This is a genomic window from Nostoc sp. CHAB 5715, from assembly GCF_020829685.1.
Taxonomy (GTDB): Bacteria; Cyanobacteriota; Cyanobacteriia; order Cyanobacteriales; family Nostocaceae; genus Nostoc.
The window spans coordinates 1-3,106 of record NZ_JAIVFR010000897.1 but is presented as its reverse complement, the minus strand read 5'-3'; the positions used below and the strand labels follow the sequence as shown (position 1 = coordinate 3,106).

At 41.3% G+C, this 3,106-nt stretch carries 3 protein-coding genes; 1 reads left to right on the top strand and 2 read right to left on the bottom strand.

The window, feature by feature from the left end:
• Together LC574_RS33335 and LC574_RS33330 are read right to left on the bottom strand one after the other, a co-directional pair.
• Positions 1-1,529: PAS domain S-box protein (locus LC574_RS33335; protein ID WP_229457862.1), on the bottom strand; the 1,529-nt coding region annotated here is incomplete at its 3' end.
• 16 nt (positions 1,530-1,545) lie between these two features.
• Entirely contained in the window at positions 1,546-2,106 is a 561-nt protein-coding gene (locus LC574_RS33330; RefSeq protein ID WP_229457863.1) for a chemotaxis protein CheB, read from the bottom strand.
• A gap of 832 nt (positions 2,107-2,938) precedes the next feature.
• Between LC574_RS33330 and LC574_RS38635 the strand changes: the two genes are divergently transcribed.
• On the top strand, positions 2,939-3,106 hold a 168-nt coding region (locus LC574_RS38635; RefSeq protein ID WP_306422196.1), incomplete at its 3' end, for a DUF2231 domain-containing protein.

Genomic DNA, 3,106 nt, shown 5'->3' with positions numbered 1-3,106 from the left:
AAACTTTCGGCAAAGATTGTACCCTTGTGCAGTTCTACTAGATGACGGACGATCGCTAGTCCTAATCCTAATCCATTGTGCGATCGCGTTGTGGTGCTGTCTGCTTGCCGGAAACGCTCAAATACTTTGGGTAAAAACTCGGATGTTGTACCAATGCCCGTATCGATAACTTGAATTTGGGCGTATTTATGAGTTGTTTGTTGTTCTTCACCACAGACTACTGACAGATTCACATCTACCCTGCCACCTTTAGGGGTAAACTTAATGGCATTAGTTAGTAGGTTCCAGACAACTTGCTGTAATCGGGCTGGATCGCCATAAACTGACCCGACCGAAGTATCCAAAACAGTATTTAACTTAATATCTTTTGGTTCTGCTAGGGGACGCACTGCCTCTAGGGCTGCCTCCGTTACTGCGATCAGATTCACCGCAGATACATTTAATCGCAACTGACCACGGATAATCCGGGATACATCTAAGATATCCTCAATTAGTTGCATCTGAGATATAGCGTTGCGTTCAATTGCTTCGAGGGCGCGGGAAGTGGCTTTCTCGTCAAGTTTCTTAGAGCGGAGGATTTTTGACCAGCCCAGCATTGAGGTTAGGGGTGTGCGGAGTTCGTGGGAGAGAACAGCGAGAAACTCATCTTTCATCCGATTTGCTGCTTCTGCTTCGGCTCTTGCCGTCTGTTCTCGAATCACTTGAGCGCGGACTTCTTCTGCTTGTTTGCGTTCAGTAATATCTTCAAGAGTGCCTACATATCCCAGCAATTCTCCTTGACCGGAAAGCATGGGTGATGAGCGAACTTGAACCCAACGGACAATGCCATGAGCGGTTTGAAATCGAAACTCTTCAGAGTAATCACGACCTTCATGGATGTAGTTAGACCAACTGGCAACTGCTCGTTCTCTATCTTCTGGATGAACAGATTCTAGCCATCTTTTTTGTAAACTCTCTGCTGCTTTCAAGCCACAAATTATCTGATAGCGAGGATTAGTATATCTACATCCTCCTTCAGTATCAATTTCAAAAATGCCAACGGGTGAACAGGTACTCAGCGATCGCAATCGTTCTTCACTTTGCCTGAGTTCCGCATTGACAGCTACTAGCTGCGCTGCTTGTTGCTTGACGGCTTCTGTTTTCTGAAATAGTTCTACGAATACTGTGACTTTAGAAGTCAAAATATTGGGGTCTAATGGTTTGAGTAAATAATCAACTGCACCCAAGGCATAGCCTTTAAACAGCATTTGGTCGCTGGTGCTAAAGGCAGTGAGAAAGATAATTGGAGTGTGACGCGATCGCCCCCGATTGCGAATTAAAGTTGCAGTTTCAAAGCCGTCCATCCCTGGCATTTGCACATCTAGCAAAATCACTGCAAAGTCTTGATGTAGCAGACACCTCAAAGCTTCTTCCCCAGAAGTAGCTCTTACCAGATTCTCTCCCAGTTTTTCCAAGATTGCTTCTAGTGCTAGCAAATTTTCTAGTTTATCATCCACTAGGAGGATGTTTACTTTGGGTTCCATCTGCATGGGTTTATTTCCGTAATTAATGACAAAGCTTGACCATTTGGGAAGCAATGTTTGAGAGTGTCAAAATCCAGTCTACTGCAACAGCAGAAATTGCTGCTTCTGGCATAACATCGCTTTGGGCTGTAGCAGGTTCTTGTACGATAGTAAGTCCTCCCCGCGACTTTATTTTCTTAAGACCTTGCATACCATCTTGGTTTGCTCCTGTCAATATTACACCAATAACTTGCTCACTGTAGACATCGGCTGCTGACTCAAATAACACATCGATAGATGGTCTGGCATAAGAAACAGGCTCATCAGTCGAGAGGGCAAAGTGACCTGGTTCAACCAGCAAGTGATAATCTGCTGGAGCTAGGTAGATATGTCCTGGTAATATTTCGTCTTTGTCTTCCACTTCTCGAATCGGCAACGAAGTATATTCTTGTAATAACTCCTGGAGTGTGTTGTTAGACTCCTTGTGACGGTGTTGCACGATCGCGATCGGCACTAGAAAGTCTGCTGGTAAATTACCCAGGAGAATTTTTAAGGCTGATAATCCGCCCAAAGAAGTACCAATTACCACAATCTCAAATGCCACTTGTTCTGTCTTCACACCTGTTAGTGTGACTTGATGGCTCATCAAATCCTTTCAGCATTCTCCAGTTCCACCACAGCTATTAACTTACCTTGACTCGCTTTTACATCCACTAACCAAAATTATATATAGCAATCCGATTTGATTTTTGAACTTATTTGCGTAGGCAGGGAGTAGGGAGTAGGGAGTGGGGAGTAGGGAATCAGCCCTTTCGAGTTGTACGGAGTTTTTTCACGCAATCAAATAGGAGTCCTATATATTTGTCATTTACATTACAATTAAAAATTTTATCATTGTGAAATGCTTTACATAAAAAATATGATACTTATGGTTTTTTTGAATTTTAGTTAATGCCAAAATAGATACATTATAGAAATATATTTTTGCTAGATAACTAACTTTTAAAATTTTAATTATTATTGTTTTGACAATTCATAAAAATTTACTTAAGCTAAAAGATAGGTTAAGCAAATCAACAAATGACAGCGATTTGGTTTAGCTACATCAAAAATTGCTGTTGCAGACTATTGGCGTGAGGAAATTAATTGCAACCAAAGTAGTTCCCTAAAGGCAAGTTTACTAAATTTGTCTACAAAAAGCTAAGACATAATTAAGCGTATTGCACCGCGCACATATTGAACAGATTGCGGTCAATTATGGATGGATACTTGTAGTGATGTTAGTTAGTATCCATCAATCATTGCAGTTTAACTAGCGATTTTGGATTAAGGTCTTCTGGTTTATATCTCGTCAGGGACGGAATAAATCTAAAATCCAAAATAGGCAATCCAAAATTGATTGACCAAAGTGCGGTAGATATGTCCAGGAGAAGACAATGCTTGAGTATTTTACATCTTTGAACGACCACAATTTACCCTATCCAGATACGATTCATCCCATCGTTGTCCACTTCGTAATTGCGATGGTATTGTTTTCCTTTTTCTGTGATGTAATTGGCTATTTTACTGGTAAAGCCAGTCTTTTTGAAGTCAGTTGGTGGAAC